At 64.6% G+C, this 15,421-nt stretch carries 14 protein-coding genes; 8 read left to right on the top strand and 6 right to left on the bottom strand.

All coding sequences use genetic code 11. From position 1 onward, the window contains the following. The 8 genes from Q0248_RS03975 (at position 1) to mnmE (ending at position 8,837) form a co-directional block, all read left to right on the top strand. Positions 1–1,209 carry an FtsX-like permease family protein gene (locus Q0248_RS03975; RefSeq protein WP_299319972.1) on the top strand — a complete coding sequence of 403 codons (1,209 nt, stop codon included), beginning with the start codon at positions 1–3 and terminating at the stop codon, positions 1,207–1,209. Positions 1,210–1,584: 375 nt separating this feature from the next. After that, positions 1,585–2,286: a rhomboid family intramembrane serine protease gene (locus Q0248_RS03970; RefSeq protein ID WP_299319969.1), complete on the top strand. Its 702-nt coding sequence runs from the start codon at positions 1,585–1,587 to the stop codon at positions 2,284–2,286. Next, positions 2,270–3,169: a rhomboid family intramembrane serine protease gene (locus Q0248_RS03965; RefSeq protein WP_299319967.1), complete on the top strand. Its 900-nt coding sequence runs from the start codon at positions 2,270–2,272 to the stop codon at positions 3,167–3,169. The genes Q0248_RS03970 and Q0248_RS03965 overlap by 17 nt, the downstream gene beginning before the upstream one ends. Continuing rightward, a complete protein-coding gene (locus Q0248_RS03960; protein WP_299319965.1) occupies positions 3,156–4,289 on the top strand; it encodes an endonuclease/exonuclease/phosphatase family protein in 1,134 nt (377 codons plus the stop codon). Before Q0248_RS03965 ends, Q0248_RS03960 begins: the two co-directional genes overlap by 14 nt. Positions 4,290–4,313: 24 nt before the next feature. After that, the gene (locus Q0248_RS03955; protein ID WP_299319963.1) at positions 4,314–5,735 is read left to right on the top strand and encodes a polysaccharide deacetylase family protein; all 1,422 of its coding nucleotides are present in this window, start codon (positions 4,314–4,316) and stop codon (positions 5,733–5,735) included. Between the two features lie 7 nt (positions 5,736–5,742). Beyond that, positions 5,743–6,819 (top strand): bifunctional 3-deoxy-7-phosphoheptulonate synthase/chorismate mutase type II, encoded by a 1,077-nt coding sequence (locus tag Q0248_RS03950; protein WP_299319962.1) that lies wholly within the window; start codon positions 5,743–5,745, stop codon positions 6,817–6,819. Between the two features lie 4 nt (positions 6,820–6,823). Then, entirely contained in the window at positions 6,824–7,222 is a 399-nt protein-coding gene (locus Q0248_RS03945; protein ID WP_299319959.1) for a 2-amino-4-hydroxy-6-hydroxymethyldihydropteridine diphosphokinase, read from the top strand. A gap of 55 nt (positions 7,223–7,277) precedes the next feature. Continuing rightward, positions 7,278–8,837, top strand: coding sequence for a tRNA uridine-5-carboxymethylaminomethyl(34) synthesis GTPase MnmE (gene mnmE, locus Q0248_RS03940; protein ID WP_299319957.1), 1,560 nt, complete (start codon positions 7,278–7,280; stop codon positions 8,835–8,837). A gap of 477 nt (positions 8,838–9,314) precedes the next feature. Here mnmE and Q0248_RS03935 read toward each other — a convergent pair whose 3' ends face one another. The 6 genes from Q0248_RS03935 to mscL form a co-directional block, all read right to left on the bottom strand. Beyond that, positions 9,315–10,496 carry a TlpA disulfide reductase family protein gene (locus Q0248_RS03935; protein ID WP_299319955.1) on the bottom strand — a complete coding sequence of 394 codons (1,182 nt, stop codon included), beginning with the start codon at positions 10,494–10,496 and terminating at the stop codon, positions 9,315–9,317. A 62-nt stretch (positions 10,497–10,558) separates the two neighbouring features. Beyond that, entirely contained in the window at positions 10,559–11,743 is a 1,185-nt protein-coding gene (locus tag Q0248_RS03930) for a hypothetical protein (RefSeq protein WP_299319952.1), read from the bottom strand. Further along, the gene (locus tag Q0248_RS03925; protein ID WP_299319951.1) at positions 11,736–12,185 is read right to left on the bottom strand and encodes a YhcH/YjgK/YiaL family protein; all 450 of its coding nucleotides are present in this window, start codon (positions 12,183–12,185) and stop codon (positions 11,736–11,738) included. Before Q0248_RS03925 ends, Q0248_RS03930 begins: the two co-directional genes overlap by 8 nt. Before the next feature lie 42 nt (positions 12,186–12,227). Continuing rightward, a complete protein-coding gene (locus Q0248_RS03920; protein ID WP_299319949.1) occupies positions 12,228–13,481 on the bottom strand; it encodes an MFS transporter in 1,254 nt (417 codons plus the stop codon). A 123-nt stretch (positions 13,482–13,604) separates the two neighbouring features. Next, positions 13,605–14,711, bottom strand: a complete 1,107-nt coding sequence (locus tag Q0248_RS03915; protein WP_299319947.1) for a hypothetical protein — start codon at positions 14,709–14,711, stop codon at positions 13,605–13,607. After that, a complete protein-coding gene (gene mscL, locus Q0248_RS03910) occupies positions 14,686–15,108 on the bottom strand; it encodes a large-conductance mechanosensitive channel protein MscL (protein ID WP_299319945.1) in 423 nt (140 codons plus the stop codon). The genes Q0248_RS03915 and mscL overlap by 26 nt, the downstream gene beginning before the upstream one ends. Positions 15,109–15,421 lie beyond the last annotated feature (313 nt).

Raw genomic sequence — 15,421 nt, 5'->3', positions numbered from 1 at the left:
ATGAACGCCCTCCTCCTACGCCTCCTGAAGCGCCACATCAGCCCTGCCCAGCTGCTGGGCTTCGTCCTGGCGAACCTCATCGGCCTCGGCATCCTCCTGCTCGGGCTCCAGTTCTACCGCGACGCGCTGACGGCGCTCTCGGCTAAAGACAGCCTGATGCGCGCCGACTACCTCATCATCTCCAAGCAGGTCTCCTCTGGCCTCTTTGGCTCGCGGGACAATAGCTTTAGTCCCGAGGAGATCTCCGACCTCGAGCAGCAACCCTTCGTCGCGGCTCTAGGGCGCTTCACCCCCTCTAAGTTCCAGGTCTCGGCAGGCCTAGGCCTGGGCAGCGCGCTCGGCGGTGGGCTCTCGACCTACATGTTCCTCGAGGCCGTCCCCGACCGCTTCCTCGACCTCAAGCCCAGCGACTGGCACTGGGAGGAAGGGCAGCAGGAGGTGCCGATCATCATCCCCCGCAGCTACCTCGGCCTGTACAACTCGGCCTTCGCTCAGAGCCAAGGCCTCCCCCTGCTGAGTGAGGCGACAATCGGTGCGATCCCGCTGGGGCTGGAGCTCAGAGGAGGACTGGAGACGCAGCACTACCGCGGGCGTATCGTCGGCTTCTCTAATCGACTCAATACGCTCCTGGTCCCCGAGCACTTCATCCAGCAGATGAATCACCGCCTCGCCCCCGAGGCGACGGCCAGTCCCACCCGCCTCATCCTCGAGCTGCACAACCCGAGCGACCCCGCCATAGCCCTCTACCTACGCCAGCAGGGCTACGAGAGCGAGGGCGAGCGCCTTGCCTCCAGCCAGTCGATGTACTTCTTGCGCCTCCTCTCGGGGGTTGTCCTCGGCGTCGGCCTCCTGATCTCTGCCCTCTCGGCCTACCTGCTGCTGCTCTCCATCTACCTCCTCTTGCAGAAGAATAGCCGCCAGCTGGAGAACCTCCTTCTGCTCGGCTACAGCCAGCGGCAGCTCGTCCTGCCCTACGTCCTCCTGACGCTCGTGCTGAACCTCCTGGCACTGCTCGCCGCCCTCGGCCTCGTCCTCTGGGTGCGTGGCTACTACCTCGAGGCGGCCAGCCGCCTCGTGCCCGAGGAGCTCGGCGCCTCGCTGCTGCCGACGCTGCTGCTAGGCCTGGGCCTACTGGTGGGGACGACGCTCGTCAACGCCGTAGCCATAGGGCGCAAGGTCCGGAGCCTCCGAGCCTTCGCACGGCGCTAAGCCCCACCTTCCCCGACCCACAGGCGTCCAGACTAGCGCCTCCAGCTCCCCAGCGCACTGACGCGTAAGGGGTACCTCCGTGAGGGATATCCCTCAGCGCCGTCACGGATATCCCTCAGGGGTGCTGACTGACGTCCCTCAGAGGCCGGACTGGTATCCCTCAGGGGCGTCCCGCCTTAGCCCGCCACGCGCTGAGGCTCGGGAGCCGCTTCGCGCTCGCACGCTCGGAGCGCAGCGCCGAGGAGGCTCGCGACAGCCTCGCCCCAGCCATCACAGCCGAGAGGCAGGCTAGGCAGGGGAGAATGCGTATCTTTGCGGATACTTATTCATGTACTAAGCTGATCAATTAGCTGACCCATATATTAGCTAACCCCTATGCAACAGACCTCGGTATGGACCCGCTGGGCGCCGCCTGCGACGCGCAACCTTATCGTCATCAATATCCTCCTCTGGCTGGCTTCGCTGGCCTTGCTTCGCCACGGCATCGACCTAGACAGCCTCTTCGGGCTGCACTACTTCGCCGCCTCGGACTTCCGCCTGTACCAGCTGCTGACCTATGGACTGCTGCACAGCCGCGCGGGGCTCGACCACGTGCTGTCCAATATGTTTGCCCTCTGGATGTTCGGCTCCAGCATCGAGCGTCTCTGGGGGAGCAAGCGCTTCCTCATCTACTACTTCGTCTGCGGGATCTCGGCGGGACTGATGCAGGAGCTCAGTTGGCTCTACGAGCTGGGTGACCTCTCGGCCTACTCAGGGGTAGCGACGGAGCAAGGCGTTATCCCCGTGGCGAGCTACATGAACCAGCTCATCACCATCGGCGCCTCGGGCTCGGTCTTCGGTATCCTGCTGGCCTTCGGGGTGATCTTCCCCAATGTGCGCATCTATATCTACTTCCTCTTCCCGATGAAGGCTAAGTACTTCGTCCTCCTCTACGGCCTGCTCGAGCTCTTCCTCGGAGTAAGCAACACAGGGGGCAGCGTGGCGCACTTCGCCCACCTCGGCGGGATGATCGGCGGCCTCATCCTTATCCTACTGTGGCGTAAGAAGGGAGAGCTCCCCAATGACTATTACCACTAAGCTCCTACGCCTGCTGGAGCTCGAGGGGACGCTGACAGGGCGCCTCATCCTGCTGCAGCTCGTCGGCTGGCTACTGGTCGGCTGCTGGGGGGAGCTCGACAAATTCCTTGGGCTCAGCCTCCTGCCGCAGCTGCTCTTCGGCTTCAGCCCCGAGTGGACCAGCATCCTACGTGCTCCCTGGACGCTCCTTAGCTATATCTTCCCCCACGAGCACCCGCTGCATCTGCTGGCGAACCTCCTCCTGCTCTACTGGGTGGGACTCGAGGCAGAGCGCCAGCTCGGGGCAGCCCGCACGCTCGCCCTATATATATACGGAGCGCTCGCGGGCTCGCTGAGCTACCTTCTGGGCTATCAGCTGAGCCTCCTCACGGGGATAGGCCTCATCCTGCCCCTGAGCCTCGTGGGCGCCTCGGCAGCCATCCTCATGGTCGCCACAGTGAGCCTCCTCAGCGCCTGGCCTAGCTACAGCGCCGCGCGGCGTGCTACCCTCGGGCTCGTCAGCCTCCTCGTGGTGGGCTACATCGCCGCAGGGCTCATCAGCGACTTCAACCGCGGCGGGGCGCTGGCGCATCTAGGCGCCATCCTCGCTGGCCTCCTCTACTGGAGCGCCCAGCACCGCGGCTACCAGCCCAGCCACGCCCTGGAGGGCTACCTCCAGCGGCACCAGCTCCTCGGCTGCGCCCCGAGCGCCGCCCAGACCGAGCCGCTAGCCAGCACCGCCTCTCCCCTCAGCGAGACGGAGCAGAGCGAGCTCCTCGCCCTACAGCAGCGCCTCCGCTACTCGGGCTACCCCAGCCTTACTCCCCAGGAGCAGCAGCGCCTGCTCCACCTCCTCTCTCGATCGACAGACCAGCCCCTGACTCAAGGAGATGCACAAGCCTAGTCCTATCATCCGCATCAGCTCACGTATCGCCAAGGGCGTCCTCCTCGCAGGGACGCTCCTCTACGCCCTCCTCTTCCTCTTCGGCGCCTACTCGGGCTATATCGCCCCAATGCGCTGGACAGCCCCCGCCTTTCTCGGGCTCTTCTTCCCCCTCCTACTGGCGGGCTGGATCCTGATCAGCCTCTTCTGGCTGCTGACGCTGGACGTCCGTCGGCTCCTCCTCGTGGGCGCCGTCTGGCTCATCGCCCTACCGCAGCTGCTCACCTTCTTCCCCATCTCCCGCTCGACGAAGGTCCTCGGGACGGAGGGCGAAGTGCTGCGCGTGCTCAGCTACAACGTCAGCGCCTTCGGCTTCAAGCCCCACAGCGCGACGCAGCCCAACCCCATCCTCCAGTACATCCGCAGCAGCGATGCCGACATCGTCTGCCTGCAGGAGGCCATGCTCAACCAGAACCCCGAGGCTGGCGTCGTCACCAAGACGCTGCGCGAATACCTCGCCTCCGACTACCCCTACATCGCCTGCATCCAGGTCGGCACGGGGGGGAGCACCCTGGCCATACTCTCCAAGTACCCCCTCAGCGAGGTCGAGCAGATCCCCGTGCCTACCCATGCCAACGGTGCCATCAAGGCTAAGGTCAAGCTCAAGGGCCACGAGCTACTGCTGGTGAACGTACACCTCGAGTCCTTCCACCTCAAGGCCGACGACGGTGCCAACTACATCGCTCTGGCGAAGCAAGGCGAGGCCCTGCAGCTCAAGGACGCCCTGCGCGCCAAGCTCGGCCCGACCTTTCGCTACCACAACGCCCAGGCCGTGATCCTCCACGAGCTGATCAAGGCCTACAACAGCCCCCGTGTGCTGGTCTGCGGCGACTTCAACGACACGCCGCTCTCCTACACCCGCCGCAAGATCGGCGACGGGCTCAAGGATGCCTTCGTCGCCCGCGGCAATGGCTTCGGCTTCACCTTCCGCAATCGTCCCTTCATCGTGCGCATCGACCATATCCTCTATGGCAAGGCCTTCCGCGCCCTGAGCTGCGAGATTGACAAGACCGCCGACGAGAGCGACCACTACCCCATCAGCGCGGTCCTCGCCCTCGACGAAGCCTTCTACCAGGACTAGTCTGCCACCCTCTACAGCCCTACCGTGTACGCCAGCAGCCTGTATCCTATACTGTGCTCCAAGATACGCCAGTACCTCATCGACTTCCTGATCGGCCCCGTCGTCCTGCAGGGCCACGGGCAGGAGCGCTACCGTAGGCGCTTCGAGCTGATCGGCTACACCAGCGACCCCGAGGAGATGAAGCAGTACCCGATCGTGATCATCCCCTCGGGCTTCTTCGATCGTAGGATCTACGGCACCGAGGCTGCCTATCCGCAGCTACCTCTCTCGGAGTGGCGCAGTATCCCGCTGCTCTTCGGTGAGCCCCGCGAGGAGTGGCACCCCGAGACGGGACAGCTGATCCTCTACGCCGACCTCCTGGCCTCGGCCTTCTTCCTCATCTCCCGTTACGAGGAGATGTACTGCCGCAAGCAGCGCGACGCCTACGGCCGCTTCCTCGGCAAGGACTCGCTGCCCTACCGTGCGGGCTTCCTCCAGCGTCCCATCGTGGACGAGTACGGCGCTGCGCTGCGGCAGCTGGTACTGGACTACGGCCTCGTGGAGCGCTACGGACTGCAGCTCGAGGAGCGGCCCCAGACCTTCAGCCACGTCAACCTGACGCACGACCTCGCCCGCCCCTACAACTACCGCGGCTGGCGCAGCTTCCTACGCGCCTGCTTCCGTGAGGGCAAGTCCCTGAGGCAGGCCCTACGCCTTGTGCTCTCGCCCGACGCAGAGGACGACTACTACACCTACCCTAAGTTCCTCGAGTGGGACAAGGCGCTGCGCGACCAGCTGGATAAGGGGCAGGTGGATCTCTACTTCTTCATCCGCATGCCCTCACGGCACGCGCTGGACAAGCCCTGCTACAGTCCTAGGTCGACCTACATACGCCGTATCCTCCTCGAGGGGAAGCGCTACGGCGTACGCCTGGGGCTGCAGTCCAGCTTCGCCGCAGGCAAGCACGCCGAGCGCATCCGCGAGGAGCGCAGGCTCTTCGAGCGCTACTTCGGGCAGCGTCCCCAGGGTGTGCGGCACAATAAGCTAATGTCCTGCGAGCCCGAGGACCTCCTGCAGGCCTACTTCTCAGGCTTCCGCAACGACTTCACCATGGGCTACCCCGATGTCGCTGGCTTCCGCCTCGGCACCTGCCGTCCCGTACGCTTCATCAATCCCAATACGCGCGTGCTGACGGATCTCGTGATGCACCCGCTGATCCTGCGCGACCTCACGCTCAGCGACGGGCGCTATATGGCGCTCGACCAAGCTGCCGCCACGGAGCTCGCCGAGCAACTGGTTCGCACCACGGCACGCTACAACGGCTCCCTCACCCTCCTCTGGCACAACGACCTCCTCTCCCAGCGCACCCACCCCTGGCACTCGGTACTCTACCGCGCCATCCTGCGCCTGGTGGCCGAGCTCCATCGTGCCCAGCAGGCGCCCGAGCTTGCCCCCATTGACTACTGACCCATCCATGCCCGCCAGTCCCTTCACTAGACTTGACCTAGCCCAGGCCCCCCATCATCCCTGCCCACTCATCGCTGGGCCCTGCAGCGCCGAGACCGAGGCACAGACCCTCGAGACAGCCCGCGCGCTCGCCGCCCAAGGGGTACACTACTACCGCGCCAGCCTCTGGAAGCCCCGCACACGCCCGGGCTCCTTCGAGGGCGTCGGTCAGCTAGGGCTCCCCTGGCTAAGGCGTGTCGAGACGGAGCTGGGGATGCAGGCACTGACGGAGGTCGCTACGGCCGAGCATGTCGAGGAGGCCTACGCCGCAGGGCTACGCACCTTCTGGATCGGGGCGAGAACGACGGCGAGCCCCTTCGCCATCGCCGAGCTGGCGGAGGCACTGAGCGGTCGAGACGTCCTGCTGCTGGTCAAGAATCCTCCGCAGCCCGACCTCGAGCTCTGGGAAGGCGCCCTGATGCGCCTACAGGCCGCGGGCATCACGCGCCTCGGGGCGATCCACCGAGGCTTCAGCACCTACGCCCGCGGCAGCTACCGCAATGCTCCGCTCTGGCAGCTGCCCATCGAGCTACAGCGCCGCCACCCCGAGCTGACCATCCTCGTAGACCCCAGCCACATCGCTGGCGACCGCCAGCTGGTGCCGCTGGTGGCGCGTATGGGGCTGGAGATGAACTTCTCTGGCCTCATCATCGAGACGCACTGCACGCCCGAGGCCGCCTGGAGCGACGCCGCCCAGCAGCTGAGTCCGCTCCAGCTGCAGCAGCTCCTCCAGCAGCTTGACCTCTACTCGACGAGCCCCAGCTCCACCCCCTCCCTCGACCTCGACCCGCTACGCGCCGAGATCGACCGCCTCGACGGCCAGCTCCTCTCCCTCCTCTCCGAGCGCATGCAGATAGCCGAGCGTATCGGCGCCCTCAAGCGTGCCGCACACCTACCCATCGTCCAGCCCGAGCGCTACCGTCAGCTCCTGGAGGCGCGCCTGCAGGAGGGGCGTGCCCGCGGCCTTGATGAAGGCTTCGTCCGCGAGCTCTTCAGCTCCATCCACGAGGCCGCCGTACACGTACAGCAGGCAGCACAGCACTAAGGCCATGCGACGCCACCGCTTTGTCCTCACCCTCGGGAGCAACGACCGCCCCAGCGAGCGTATCGCCTGGACGCTGGAGCAGCTGGCAGCCTTGCCGCTAGAGCTTCGGAGCTCTACCCCGCGCAGCTCCAGCCCCGTGGACTTTCCCCTCTCCTCCGCCCCCTTCACCGATGTCGTCCTCCTAGGCTATACCGCGCTGGAGCTCGACGAACTGCAGCGCCTTCTGAAGGCCCTAGAGCAGCGGGCTGGCCGCACGCCCGAGCAGCGCCAAGCGCATCCCGAGCGCATACCCATCGACATCGACCTCATCACCTGGGACGGGACCATCCTCAAGCCGAAGGACTGCACCCGCCCCTACCTACAGCAAGGGCTAGCCGAGCTCGGCGTACCGCTCCTCGACTAGCCCCCTTACGTCTCTCTCCTCTACTCTCCCTCCTCCTATGAGCTATACCCCGCTAATGAGCGATACGATCTGCGCCGTAGCCACCGCCCCTGGTGTCGGCGGCGTCGCCCTCATCCGCGTCTCGGGCAGCGAAGCCCGCGGCATCGTCGATCAGATCTTCCACTGCCGCCAGCTCACCACGCTCGAGCGGGCGAAGGATCGCTACGCCTACTTCGGCCGCATCGTCCACGAGGGGAAGCTCCTCGACGAGGTGCTCGTCACCTGCTTCTACGCCCCACACAGCTACACGGGCGAGGACGTGGTGGAGATCGCCTGCCATGGCTCGCTCTATATCCAGCAGGCGCTCCTCGAGGCGCTGACCGACCAAGGCTGCCGCATGGCTGAGCCAGGCGAATACACCCGCCGTGCCTACCTCAACGGCAAGATGGACCTTAGCCGTGCCGAAGCCGTGGCCGACCTCATCGCCTCCGAGAGCGCCGCGCAGCACCGTATGGCCCTCACGCAGATGCGCGGCGGCTACAGCCGCGAGTTCGCCCAGCTCCGCGAGCGTCTCATTCAGCTGACGGCGCTGATGGAGCTCGAGCTGGACTTCAGCGAGGAGGACGTCACCTTCGCCGACCGCAGCGAGCTCCTGAGCCTGAGCCAAGAGCTGGAGACGAAGATCCAGAGCCTCGTGGAGAGCTTCCGCCTCGGCAATGCCATCAAGAAGGGTATCCCCGTAGCGCTGGCGGGCGCGACCAACGTGGGCAAGAGCACCCTCCTCAACGCCCTACTCGGTGAGGAGCGTGCCATCGTCAGCGACATCCACGGCACGACGCGCGACACGGTGGAGGAGGTGATGAACGTCGATGGTCTGCTCTTCCGCTTCATCGACACGGCAGGGCTACGCCACACGGCCGATCAGATCGAAGCCCTCGGCATCGAGCGCAGCTACGCCCGGATTGATGAGGCCAGCCTTATCCTCCTCGTCCTCGATGCCTCCCGCCTACTCCCGGCCCTCTCCCCTGCCGCCTCCCAGCACTTATCCTCCTCTCGTCCCGCCTCCCCAGGCGACTGCGCTGACCAGCCCAAGCCCCCCACCAAAACCAACGACAAGGGCTGCCCCAGTGAACTGCAGCAGCCCTACGCCCCCGAGCTACAGGAGCCAGCGGACTACCTGGCCGAAGTGCAGCAGCTCCGCCAGCGCCTCGCCCCCGCGCGCCTTATCGTCCTACTGAATAAGGTAGACCTCCTCGCGCCCACCGAACTAGACCAGCTCCTCAGCCAGCTGCCGCAGCTCCTCAAGCTCAGCGCCGACATCCCCGTCCTCCCGCTAGCGGCACGCACGGGCAGCGGACTCCCCGAGCTGCGCAAGGCCCTCGTGACGCGCCTCGCCCTCCCCGAGCTCAGCCCATCCTCGCTCGTAGTGAGCAACGCCCGTCACCACGCCCTCCTCAAGCAAGCCGCCGCACAGCTGGCGCTCGTTCGTCAAGGCCTCGCCGAAGGCCTCCCGACCGACCTCCTAGCCCCCGACCTTCGCCTCGCCATCAGCGCCCTCGGCGAAGTCACTGGCGGCGAGATCACCAGTGACGCCGTCCTCCACCACATCTTCGCCCACTTCTGCATCGGCAAGTAAGAGCTTGCTAACACACATGGCCCAAACGAAAAAGGCGCTCGTAGTGAGCGCCTTTTTCATTTCTTCAGAGCCCCCTTCCTTAGCTGCATAATGCTACTCAGCCTAAGGAAAGGAGTCGTTTACGTTGCCTTTCTGCTGCTCTTCTAGACACACCCCACTTCGGCGAGCTTAGCAAGTCCAAGCTCAGCAAGCTGTACGGCGACGAAGCCAAATCAAGGTGCGAGCTCCGTACAGGAAAGCCATCACAAAGCTAAGAAACATCAGTGAGCCCTCCCGAGGGATATCAGTCAGCGCACTGAGGGTCGTCAGTCAAGCGACTGAGGAATATCGGTCAGCAAGCTGAGGGATAGCGGTCAGGAGGGGGAAGAGGAGCAGATAGGAGGCTAAAAGATAGGGCTAGACAAAACGGGCCCGCCCCCACGTAGCGCTGAGGCTAGGTGGGGGCGGGCTCCTTGGCTTGGGGAGGAGGGGGCGGGGCTAGAGCTTGCCCCCCGTCGTCTTGAGGATCTCGTCGAGCGTCTTGGCGATCTTCGCACCACGCAGGTCGCGGGCTACGATCTTGCCGTCAGGAGCGAAGAGGATGAGCTGAGGGATACCGCTGATGCCGTAGAGGTCGGTAGCCTCCTCCTTGTTGAAGATCTGGGGCCAAGGCAGCTTCAGCTCCTGAACAGCCTTGAGATGGTCCTCCATCTTATCCCAGACAGCGATGCCGAGGACCTGGAGCCCCTTGGGGCCGTATACCTCCAGCGCCTTCTTGAGGTGGGGCATCTCAGCACGGCAGGGGCCGCACCAGGAGGCCCAGAAGTCGACCAGCGTGTAGTGCCCCTTACCGACATAGTCGCTGAGGCGCACCTCCTTCTGGTCGTCGCTGAGGCCCTTGAAGTCCTGGAACATCGCCCCGGGCTGCGTGGCCTCGAGCTTGCGACGGCTGTCGAGGTACTCCTGCACACGGCGGTCCTGCTGCACGGCCTTACCAGCGCGGGAGACGTAGCTCTCGGCCTTGGCGAGGTCGACACTGGGGCCGCGCATGAGTTCAGTCAAGGCGTAGAAGCCGAGCCCGTCGTCCTTGTGCATATCGAGGACAGCCAGGAGACGAGGCTCGAGGCCGCTGTAGAGCTCGTTGAGGATAGCCCCGCACTTGGCGTCGCGCTCGTCAGGGGTGAGCGTGGTGTCCTTGCGGGCAGCCTTGTAGCGCCCGAGGAAGCCATCGGCATAGTCCTCGATTTCCTTGCTGAGCTTGGCGCGCTCGTCGTTGAGCGGCGCGCCCTTAGCGTGCGGGCCGTTCATGGGCACCTGGATCACACCCTCCTCTACGATGAAGGGAAGGGCATAGGTCATAGGCAGGTAGAGCTGTCCCGCGAAGCCATCCTCAGCTACGGAGCGATCGAAGGTAAACTTACCCCCCTCGATCTTGGCGCTGTCGGCGGCCTGTTCTTTCATCGATCCCTTAGTATAGAGATAGATCCACTGGCCGTTGTGCTTCTCGGGCACGGAGCCGAGGATGAGGTAGCGCCCGGGCTGGTGGGACACTGGGCTGGCGACCACGGCACGAGCCTCGGGACGTACGGCGGCCTTCTTGCGGCGCTGAGCCACGGCGGGCAGCGCGGTGGCTACAGCCAGCGCTAGGAGCCCGACGCGGAGCCATTGATTCTTGTTCATTACGTCTGTTCGATTATTTAAGGTGAATAGTAGCGAATGCTGGGTGCTCGTCCTTGCAGAGGCTAGGGCTTAGCCTCGAGGCAGATGATCTGGTGCGTACGCACGCCAGGCATCTGCTCGCCCTGCATCAGGAGGACGCACTGGGGGCTGTAGACGAGGAGCGTGGCGCCGGCGCGAGCAAAGCGCTCGTCCGAGACGCGGCTGGGGAGCCAGCGCCCCGCCTTGGGGTCAAAAAAGCTGAGCAAGCGCTCGAAGCGGTACCACTCCTTAGGGTGGCGCAGATAGCCCGCCTGCTCAGTCTCTATGCGCGCCCGCTCCTCGGGGGATAGCCCCGAGCTGGGGAGCGCTAGGAGCCGAATGCGCTCAAGGGCTGCAGTGAAGACCTCACGATCGACGCCACCTGCCCCGACAAGTACCCTTCCCCAGGGGAAGAGCAAGCCGCCCGAATGCTCGTTGGACGGCACACTACGGTAGTAGCCGCGCCAGCCCAGCTCGGGGTGCGAGGTGATGAGGCGGTATAGCCCCTGCTGTACCCGTGCTGGGCGCGTGGGGCTACCTGGGGTGAAGCCTCCGCCGACCCAGAGCGTGTCGCCCTGCATAGTCGCCACAGGCTGCACGTAGCCCTCGGGGTCGGGCAGATCCGCGAAGCGCTGCCAGCCACGCTCGGGCGCCGAGCGGTCGTAGCGCCATACGGCTCTGGAGGGCCGTCCATCTTGGTTGCCCCCGACTACATAAAGGTAGCTCCCCGAGGCAGCACCCGCCGCATTGTCGAGCGTGAAGGGAAGCGGAGGAAGCTCTCGATAGCGCACCTCCCCTCCCTCGAGGCTCAGGGCATAGACCTCGCGACGCGGCCCCTCGGGGCTCTGTCCGCCCAGGAGGAAGAGCGTGTCGGCCGTCTGGAGGCTCAGCCCGTAGGCCAGGGGACGAGGCAGCGCCGTCGTCGGGCGCCAGCGCAGCTCCGTGCCGTGGAGCTCGCCGAGGAAGGCCTGGCGGTAGAGGCGCTTGGCTCCGCCCTCGGCCGCAGGACGCTCGGGGAAGTTCGCCCCGCCTGCGAAGAAGAGCAGCCCCCCCAGTCGCCCCGCTGCTGCTGCCGACACGCCGAGGCTGTCGTAGGCAGGGTCACCGAAGCGGCTCGGCAGCTCCCTATAGCTCAGCCTCGGCGCGCGTAGCCTCGGGCTACAGGAGCCGAAGAGGAGCACCCCGAGGAGGAGCGGGAGCACGAGGGGTAGGCGCGAGCGGCTAGACACGCGCCTTGATGATGAGCTTGCGGATCTTCTCGCCCTGCCCGATCAGCGGCGCATGGGCGTCCTCGGGGTAGACGATGGCGAAGTCCCCAGGCTGGAGGTCGACGTAGCTCGTGGGGGCGTCGTCGTAGAGGACGAAGTCATTCTCCACGTCGAAGGCCGCACGTGGGCGCTCGCAGCTGTCGGTGCTGCGCCAGCCGATGCGCTCACGTCCCTCCAGGAGGACATGGATATCGAGGTAGGCCTGATGGGCCTCCAGCGGCTGGTCGGCCTGGAGGACGGTCGCGGGCTCGACGTTGTTGATGAAGAGCGTGTCGCCCTCCAGCTCGATGCGCCCGAGCTCGGCGTGCAGCAGGTCGTGCTCCTTGATGTAGGCGAAGACGCGTGCGAAGAGGGGGTGGAGCGCCTCGTAGCGGGCGCTATCCTTGAGTGTACCTAGTACCATGATCGTAGGGTGTATATATAATGTATAGGAGGAGCGAGGCGGCTACTCCATGTTGTCCGTGGTGGGGCGTAGGAGGCTGAGCTGTATCGCCAGGGCCACGAGGACGATGCCCCCGAGGAGGACGAAGCCGAAGCCGAGGTTGCCCTCATCCTTCCAGCGACCCAGTACCTGCGTCACTGCAGCCCCAGCGAAGACGCCTATCATATTCATGAAGCCGTAGGCCGTGGCGCGTAGGCGCGAGGGGACGAACTGGCAGAGGATGGGCATATTGTTCGCGTCGAACATCCCGTAGCCTACGCCGAAGAGGATCCCAGCCCCGACGACGGCGATCGTGGAGTGCCCGTAGCCGAGCAGCATCAGCGAGGGCACAGTCAGCGCCAGCCCTATAGCGCCTGTATAGATACGTCCGCGGAGGTTGCGCTTGACCCAGCGGTCAGAGAGCGTCCCCCCGACGAGGACCCCAACGAAGGAGGCCGCTGCAATGGTGATGGTGGAGAGGGGGCCGGCGGCGCTCATCTCGATCCCGAGGTTCTCGGAGAAGAGGGTCGGCAGCCAGTTCTTGGTAGCCCAGCCGGGGAGACTGGGGACGGCGAAGTAGATGAGGATAGCCCAGAAGGCGACGTTCTGGAAGAGCCAGGCGAAGCTCTGTCCTAGGCTGCGAAGGGTGAAGCCCTCGGCAGGCTTGGCGGGGGCAGCCGCAGCGGGCGCCTTCTTCGGCATCTCGTGCAGGAAGAGCAGCAGTACCCCAGCGTAGACCATCCCGATGATCCCGAAGGTGAAGAAGGTCGTATGCCAGCTGTAGGCCGAGGCGAGCGTAGCGCCGAAGCCCCCAATAGCCTGCCCCATATAGAGCCCCGTCATGTGGATGCCTACGGCCAGCGAGCGGCTCTTACCCTCGTGGTAGTCGGCGATGAGCGAGAGGCCTGCGGGGATGTAGAGGGCCTCACTAACCCCCATCAGGGCACGTAGCACCTTGAGCGTGGTGAAGTCATTGGCCACCCCCATGAGGAAGGTCACGAGCGACCAGATGAAGATACTCCCGACGATGAGCCACTTGCGGTTGACGCGGTCAGAGATAGCTCCTGCGAAGGGGCTCACGCAGCCATAGATCCAGAGGAAGATGGCCATGAGGATACCGAAGTTCTCCGCGCTCTGCAGCTCGGTGATGTCCAGCATCATCGCATCCTTCATCGTGCTGAGCATCTGACGGTCCATATAGTTCAGGAGCGCCACGACCCAGAGGAGGGCGACGACGAGCCACGGGTAATAGCTCTTGCTACGTAGTGAGGTAAACATGCGTGTCTTTAGTAGTTAGTGAGCGGGTGAAAACAGATTGATTTACACTATACGAAGGCAAAGATAAGTATTTATCCGAGGAGCGTCCAAGTGAAGCGCCTGCACCGTGCTCCCCCTCTGCTATCACCTCACGCCGTGCCCGTAGTCGAGGGTGAAGAGCGCCTCACTGCCCTCGGGCCAGTCCCTCAGCTGAGCTCGGTGCGCCAGTACCCCCATCGTGCAGCGCAGGTTGATCTCCACGGCGGGATGTAGGGCAAGTGTCGCACCACAGCGGTAGACGAAGAGGTCTATACCTATATATCCGACGTAGCTCGAGCCCGCGAGCTGCTCACCGAGGTAGGCCTCATGCAGGGCGATGAGTGCCGCCAGCTCCCGCTCGGGGACAAGCGCTGCGAGCCGCTCCCCGAGCTGCTGCTGCGTCCAGAGCACATTCCCCGCATAGGCGCCACGCTCGGAGGTAACGAAGTGCGAGTAGCCGACGAAGTGCACCGCGCCCGAGGCGAGGCGCTCGTACTCTAGGGCCCAGTTGGCCTCCACCTGCCAGTAGGGCTCGAGGCTCACCGAGCCCAGCCGCTGGCAGCTGCCGACAGCGGAGGCGAGCTCACGCGCCTCAGGCTGTGCCGAGACGAGCTGCACGCCGCGACCCGAGGAGCTGTAGGGACGCTTGAGCACGAGCCGTGCGCCCGCCGCCTGCTCCGCGCCGAGCCCTTGCCAGAGCTCGAGGAGCCTCTGCTCGGTCTCAGCACGATCCGCCCCCGCCTCCACCCAGTGCGCCCGTAGTGCCTCGGGATAGCCGAGCTCACGACAGCAGCGCTCCAGCAGCGCCTCGCAGCCGCGTCGATGCGCGAGGCGGAGGTAGGGCGCATCCAGCTCGGGTAGCAAGAGGCGATAAGGAGCTAGGCAGGGCGCTGCCGCCAGCTCCTTGAGGATATGCGGCTCCAGCACCCAGGGCTTGACCTCCAGTACCGTCCCCGCCTCGGGAGGACTCGGCAGCTCCGCCCCCTCATGATCGAGAAGGCGCGCCGCGCTATCCTCCAGCGCGGGCAGATAGAGGTAGTCGCCTGGCGCTGCTAGTAAACGCAAGAGGTGCGTCGCCTCATAGCGTAGGCGACGCACCTCTCGGCTGGGACTATAGTGCTGCTGAGCTGGGAGGCGCAGGGCCTCCTCTCCCCCAGCGTTGAAGACCCAGAGGCGTGCTGTAGGACTAGCCGCGGCGCTTGAGCTCGTCACGGATCTCGCGAAGCAGCTCGATATCCTCAGGCGTAGGAGCGGGTGCTGCAGGAGCCTCTTCTTCCTTCTTGCGGAAGCTGTTCATCAGCTTGATGATGCAGAAGATGGAGAGGGCGATGATGAAGAAGTCTACCGTCGTCTGGACGAAGTTCCCCCAGTTCAGCTCGATAGCCTCCTTGACTACGCTGCCGTCAGCAGCGAGCTCAGCAGGGCGCAGGATAGCCTTAGCGTCAGCAAAGTTGCTGCCCGTGATGAGGCCGATGGGAGGCATGATGATGTCATTGACCAGCGAGGATACGATCTTGCCGAAGGCACCACCGATGATGATACCCACTGCCATATCCATGACATTGCCCTTGAGGGCGAATTCCTTGAATTCCTGTACGAACTTGCTCATAAACTTTGTTTGATTATTGATGTCTGTCCCCCTATACGAGTTGTATAGAGGTGTACAAATATAGCAAAAATACGTAAAGAAGCACGCCGCTATCCGCCTCAGCACCTGCCACCTGTAGCCCCGCCGCCTAGTCTCCGCCCCGAGCGGACAGCGTCTCGTCCTAAGGCGGAGCCCCCTAGAGGGATATCCCTCAGCCCCCGTAAGGGATACCAGTCGGCGCCGTGAGGGACGGCAGTCAAGAGGCTGAGGGATATCCCTCGGCGCAGCCCGACCTTAGCCCGGCCTACTCGGTGGGCTAAGGGGAGACAAACTG

This window comes from uncultured Porphyromonas sp. (genome assembly GCF_938046015.1).
Taxonomy (GTDB): domain Bacteria; phylum Bacteroidota; class Bacteroidia; order Bacteroidales; family Porphyromonadaceae; genus Porphyromonas.
The sequence above is the reverse complement of the archived record's forward strand: the minus strand, read 5'-3'. Positions and strand labels throughout refer to the sequence as shown.

Excerpts from the sequence above, each read along its gene's own strand:
- Q0248_RS03975 (WP_299319972.1), top strand. The coding sequence starts at position 1 with ATGAACGCCCTCCTCCTACGCCTCCTGAAGCGCCACATCAGCCCTGCC.
- Q0248_RS03970 (WP_299319969.1), top strand. The coding sequence starts at position 1,585 with ATGCAACAGACCTCGGTATGGACCCGCTGGGCGCCGCCTGCGACGCGC.
- Q0248_RS03965 (WP_299319967.1), top strand. The coding sequence starts at position 2,270 with ATGACTATTACCACTAAGCTCCTACGCCTGCTGGAGCTCGAGGGGACG.
- Q0248_RS03960 (WP_299319965.1), top strand. The coding sequence starts at position 3,156 with ATGCACAAGCCTAGTCCTATCATCCGCATCAGCTCACGTATCGCCAAG.
- Q0248_RS03950 (WP_299319962.1), top strand. The coding sequence starts at position 5,743 with ATGCCCGCCAGTCCCTTCACTAGACTTGACCTAGCCCAGGCCCCCCAT.
- Q0248_RS03945 (WP_299319959.1), top strand. The coding sequence starts at position 6,824 with ATGCGACGCCACCGCTTTGTCCTCACCCTCGGGAGCAACGACCGCCCC.
- mnmE (WP_299319957.1), top strand. The coding sequence starts at position 7,278 with ATGAGCGATACGATCTGCGCCGTAGCCACCGCCCCTGGTGTCGGCGGC.
- Q0248_RS03935 (WP_299319955.1), bottom strand. The coding sequence starts at position 10,496 with ATGAACAAGAATCAATGGCTCCGCGTCGGGCTCCTAGCGCTGGCTGTA.
- Q0248_RS03925 (WP_299319951.1), bottom strand. The coding sequence starts at position 12,185 with ATGGTACTAGGTACACTCAAGGATAGCGCCCGCTACGAGGCGCTCCAC.
- Q0248_RS03920 (WP_299319949.1), bottom strand. The coding sequence starts at position 13,481 with ATGTTTACCTCACTACGTAGCAAGAGCTATTACCCGTGGCTCGTCGTC.
- mscL (WP_299319945.1), bottom strand. The coding sequence starts at position 15,108 with ATGAGCAAGTTCGTACAGGAATTCAAGGAATTCGCCCTCAAGGGCAAT.